Origin of the sequence: Streptomyces sp. NPDC006430, assembly GCF_040612395.1 — a bacterium.
Classification (GTDB): Bacteria; Actinomycetota; Actinomycetes; order Streptomycetales; family Streptomycetaceae; genus Streptomyces.
Genome location: NZ_JBEXQA010000081.1, coordinates 1 through 5,280 on the forward strand (window position 1 = coordinate 1; position 5,280 = coordinate 5,280).

General features: G+C 72.4%; 2 protein-coding genes. Both read left to right on the plus strand.

Annotated elements, in window-relative coordinates; genetic code table 11:
- Nucleotides 1–3,549: SDR family NAD(P)-dependent oxidoreductase (locus ABZZ20_RS36510; protein ID WP_356877307.1), on the plus strand; the 3,549-nt coding region annotated here is incomplete at its 5' end.
- Between the two features lie 151 nt (nt 3,550–3,700).
- A partial coding sequence (locus ABZZ20_RS36515) for a beta-ketoacyl synthase N-terminal-like domain-containing protein (protein WP_356877309.1) occupies nt 3,701–5,280 on the plus strand: 1,580 nt, incomplete at its 3' end.

Genomic DNA, 5,280 nt, shown 5'->3' on the forward strand with positions numbered 1-5,280 from the left:
GCCCAGCGTTCGCAGGCGGTTCTTGCGTGTGCGGGTCAGGGCGGTATGGCGTTGATCGAGCGGCCGGTGGGCGAGGTCGAGGAGTTCCTCGCCCCCTATGGCGAGGCTCTCTCCGTCGCTGCGGTGAACACGACGGGCTCGACGGTGATCTCGGGCCAGGCGGAGGCGATCGTCGAGATCGTTGCGGAGTTGTCGGAGCGGGGTGTGTATGCCCGCAAGATCAATGTGGACTACGCGTCCCACAATGCGCAGATGGATCCGTTGCTGCCTGCCTTGGCGGAGGGTTTCACCGGGATCGTGCCGAGCGGGACGGATATCGCGTTCTATTCGACGGTCACCGGTCAGGTCGCGGACGGCAGTGAGTTGGACGGTGGGTATTGGTGCCGCAATCTGCGCGCACCGGTGCGGTTCGACCGGGCGTTGGAGCGGCTGCTGGATGACGGGCACGGTGTGTTCGTCGAGATCTCGGCGCACCCGGTGCTGTCGATGCCGTTGACCGACGGCAGTGCGGAACGCGGCGGCATCGTCGTCGGCTCCCTCAGCCGCCGCGACGGCTGCGCCGACCAGCTCCTGCGCAACCTCGGTCTGCTCCACGTCCAGGGCCACGACTTCGACTGGGACCGCATCCTCGCCGCCGGCACCGGAAACCTGGTTCGCCTGCCCTCGTACGCCTTCCAGCGCGAGCAATTCTGGCTCCCCGTCCCGAAGCCGTCCGGCGACGCCGGCTCCCTCGGCCTCGAAGCCGCCCGGCACCCCTGGCTGGGCGCGGGCATCGAACTGGCCGACGGCGACGGCCACGTCTTCACCGGACGCCTCTCCCTCACCGACCAGCCCTGGCTACGGGACCACGGCGTCTTCGGATCGGTCATCGTCCCCGGCACCGGCCTGCTCGAACTGGCGACGGCTGCCGCCTTCGAGGCCGGGGCCGTCGGTGTCGCCGAGCTCACCCTCGCCGAGCCACTGGTGATCGAGGACGCCGTACGCCTCCAGATCACCGTGGGCGCCCCCCATCAGGGCCGCCGGCCGATCACCCTCCACAGCCGCCCCGACGGGTCCGGCGGCCCCTGGACCCGCCACGCGAGCGGCGAGCTGCTCCTCGACCCCGCCCGGGACGGCGCGCCCGACCCCGCCCGGGACGGCGCGCCCGACCCCGGCGGGGACGGGTTCGCCGAGCTCCGCAGCTGGCCGGTGCCCGGAGCGGAACAGGTCGGCCTCGACGGGTTCTACGACCGCTTCAGCGCTCAGGGCATCGACTACGGACCGGCCTTCCGGGGCCTGGCCGAGCTCTGGCGCAAGGGCGACACCGCGTACGGTCTGGTCCGCCTCCCCGAGCCGGCTGCGGGCGCCGACTACAACGTGCACCCGGCCCTGCTCGACACAGCCCTGCACGTGATGAAGGGCGCAACGGCAGGGCAGCAGGAACCCGACGGAGCACTGCTGCCGTTCGAATGGACCGACGTGGAGCTGTTCGCGGCCGGTAGTGGTGAGCTCCGCGTCCGCATCGACGTCGAACGGTCCGCCACGGGCCAGTCGGTCCGGGTCTGGGCCGCCGACGCGGCCGGCTCTCCCGTCGTCCGCGTCGGTGGGCTCCACCTGCGCCGGGCCACCGCCGACCAGCTGCGTGCCGCCCGCACCTCCGGCACCGAGGACCTGCACCGGCTCGCCTTCCAGCCCGTACCGGCCTCCGCGATCCCGGGGCGTCGTATGGCCGACCTCGTACTCGGCGGCACCGGTGCAATCGCCTCGCTGCTCGGCATCGAGGCGGTTCCCGGCCCCGACGCCCTGGCCGTCCGGCTGGCGGCGGGCCCGGCTCCCGCCCGCATCGTCGTGGACACCACCGGGCAGACGCTCGACACGAGCGTGTCCGAGGCCGTGTTCCGCGGCGGCGAGTACGCACTCGGCCTGCTCCAGACCCTGCTGGCGGACGAACGTCTGGCCACCACCGAACTCGTCTTCGTCACCCGCGGAAGCGTCGGCGCGGCGGACGGCGACCTGCTCGACGGACTCGCGTACGCCGCCTTGTGGGGCCTGGTCCGGTCCGCCCGGGCGGAACACCCCGAACGCACCCTGCGCCTCGTGGACCTCGGCCCGGAGGACGTCACCGGCGCCCTCACCGGTGACGGCGCAGCCAAGGACGCTCTCGAAGCCGCCCTGGCCTGCCCCGACGAGCCGGAACTCGCCCTGCGCGACGGCCGGCTGCTGGCCGCCCGGCTGGTCACGGCGGACCGGCCCGCGCCCACCGGCGAGGCCCGCACGCTCGACCCGCAGGGCACCGTCCTGATCACGGGCGGCGTCGGCGAGCTCGGCCGCGAAGTCGCCCGCCACCTGGTGCGCCGGCACGGCGTCCGGCACCTCGTCCTCACCTCACGGCGCGGCGCGGACGCACCCGGGGCCACGGAACTCGTACGTCAGCTCAAGGAAGAAGGCGCGGAATGCGTTCGGGTGGAGGCCTGTGATGTCGGTCGTCGGGATGACGTGGCGAAGGTGCTCGGTCGTGCTGAAGAGGGTCGGCCCTGGACTGCGGTCCTGCACCTCGCGGGTGTCCTGGACGACGGTGTCCTCCTCGGCCAGGCCCCGGAGCGGCTCGCTCGTGTGATGGCACCCAAGATGACCGGCGCCGTCCACCTCGACGAGCTGACCGCAGGCCTGGACCTCGCCGCCTTCGTGCTCTTCTCCTCCGCGGCCGGCACCGTCGGCACGGCGGGACAGAGCATCTACGGCGCGGCCAACGCCTGCCTCGACGCGTACGCGGTCCGCCGCCGGTCCGAGGGCCGTCCGGTCACCAGCCTCGCCTGGGGCCTGTGGCACCAGGCCGGTGTCGGCATGACCTCGCACCTCGGCACGACGGAACTGGACCGGATGCGCCGCCAGGGCATCGCCCCGCTCTCGTTCGACCACGGCCTGAGCCTGCTCGACGCGGCGCTCGCCCACCCGGCCGGCAACTTCGTCCCCGTGAAACTCGATCTGCGGGCCGCACAGGGCGAGGTGGACCAGGGCAGGACCGCGCCCGCCCTGTTCCGCTCCCTCGTACGGGCCCGGCTGCGCCGTGCGGAGGCCCCGGCCGCCGTCACCGGCGGGCCGGTCGGCCTGCGGGAACGGCTCCTGGCCGTGGCCGAGGACCAGCGGGCGGACCTGGTGACGGAGCTGGTGCTGCGCGAGGTGGCCGCCGTACTGGGCCTGAACTCGACCGGATCCCTCTCCCCCCAAGAGGTCCTCAAGGGCCTCGGGCTCGATTCGCTGATGGCGGTAGAGCTGCGCCGGCGCCTGGCGACCGAGAGCGGGGTGCCGCTGCCCGCGACCCTCGCCTTCGACCACCCGACGCCCGAGCACATCTCCCGGCTGATCCTGAGCCGGATGGACCTCGTGGCGCAGGCGCAGGCGACGGCAGCGCCGGCTGCGGCGACGGCAGCAGAGGCAGCAGTGGCGGTAGCGGAAGCAGTGGCGGCGGCCGGGGACATTGACGGCACGGACGACGACGAACGGTCCGTCGACGACCTCAACGCCGAGCTCGACGCCCTGTTCGCGGCGGAGGGCTTCAGCCTCGACTAGGACGTGGCCGTCGACACACCAGGTCACGTTGACCCGGGCTCAAGTGTCCACCGATTGGCTGGTCGGGTCCTCGTGCGGTGTTCGCGAGGACCTGAAGGCTCGCGGTGCCGCGCAGAGAGGCTCGATGGTGTCGAATACAAACCAGGACCGGATGCAGGCAGCCCTGCCGGCGATCCGCGCGCTGCAGAAGCGCGCGGCGGACCTCGAGGCGAAGCAGTCCGAACCGATCGCTGTCGTGTCGATGGCGTGCCGGCTGCCGGGTGGTATCGACACCCCGGAGGGCTTCTGGGAGCTGCTCGCCTCGGGCGGTGACGCCGTGGGCGGCCTGCCGGAGCGCTGGACCGGCCTGGACCTGTACGACCCGGACCCGGAGGCCGTCGGCAAGACGTACGCGCAGGACGGCGGATTCCTCGACGGGGTCGAGGACTTCGACGCCTCGTTCTTCGGGATCTCGCCGCGCGAGGCCGTCTCCATGGACCCGCAGCAGCGGCTGGTCCTGGAGGCCTCGTGGGAGGCCCTGGAGCGGGCCGGCATCCGCCCGGACTCCCTGATGGAGAGCCGCACCGGCGTCTACCTCGGCACGATGAGCTCCGACTACGGCCACCTGGGCCGCGATCTGGACGCCCTCGACGGATACGTCAGCACCGGCAAGGCATCCAGCGTGGTGTCGGGCCGCGTCTCCTACACCCTGGGCCTCCAGGGCCCGGCCGTCACCGTGGACACCGCCTGCTCCTCCTCCCTGGTCGCCCTGCACCTGGCGGTGCAGGCCCTGCGGCAGGGCGAGTGCGAACTCGCCCTCGCGGGCGGAGTCACCGTCATGAGCGCCCCTTCCCTCTTCGTGGAGTTCTCCCGTCTGAAGGGCATGGCCGCGGACGGCCGCTGCAAGTCGTTCTCGGCCGGCGCCGACGGCGCCGGCTGGGCCGAGGGCGTGGGTGTGATCGCCCTGAAGCGGTTGTCGGCCGCCCAGCGCGACGGTGACCGCGTCCTGGCCGTGATCCGTGGTTCGGCGGTCAACCAGGACGGTCGCAGCCAGGGTCTGACCGCGCCGAACGGGCCGTCGCAGCAGCGGGTCATCCAGGACGCGCTGTCGGCCGCCCGGCTGACCCCGGCGGACATCGACGCGATCGAAGCGCACGGTACGGGCACCTCGTTGGGCGACCCGATCGAGGCGGGCGCGCTGGCCGAGGTCTTCGGCCCCGGGCGAGAGGAAGGCCGGCCGGTCTGGCTCGGTTCGTCGAAGTCGAACATCGGGCACGCGCAGGCTGCTGCCGGTGTGATCGGCGTGATCAAGATGGTGCTGGCGCTGGAGCACGGGGTGCTTCCGAAGACCCTGCACGCCGAGGAGCCGACCCCGCTGATCGAGTGGGACCACAGCGGACTCGAACTGCTTCAGGAGGCCCGGGCCTGGGAGCGGGGCACGGAGCGCACCCGCCGCGCGGGCGTCTCCTCCTTCGGTCTGAGCGGTACGAACGCCCACGTGGTGTTGGAAGAGGCCCCCGCCGTCCGGGAGGCCGCCGAACCGGTTGCCGAGGTTCCGACCGGGCCCCTTCCGGTGGTCGTGTCCGGTCGTGACGAGGTTGCGCTGCGGGAGCAGGCGGGTCGTTGGGCGGACTGGCTGGAGGGTCGTTCCGAGGTGTCGGTGGCTGATGTGGCGGTGACGGCTGCTCGTCACCGTTCGCATTTCGAGTCACGGGCGAGTGTGGTCGCTGCGGACTCTGCTGCTCTGGTGGA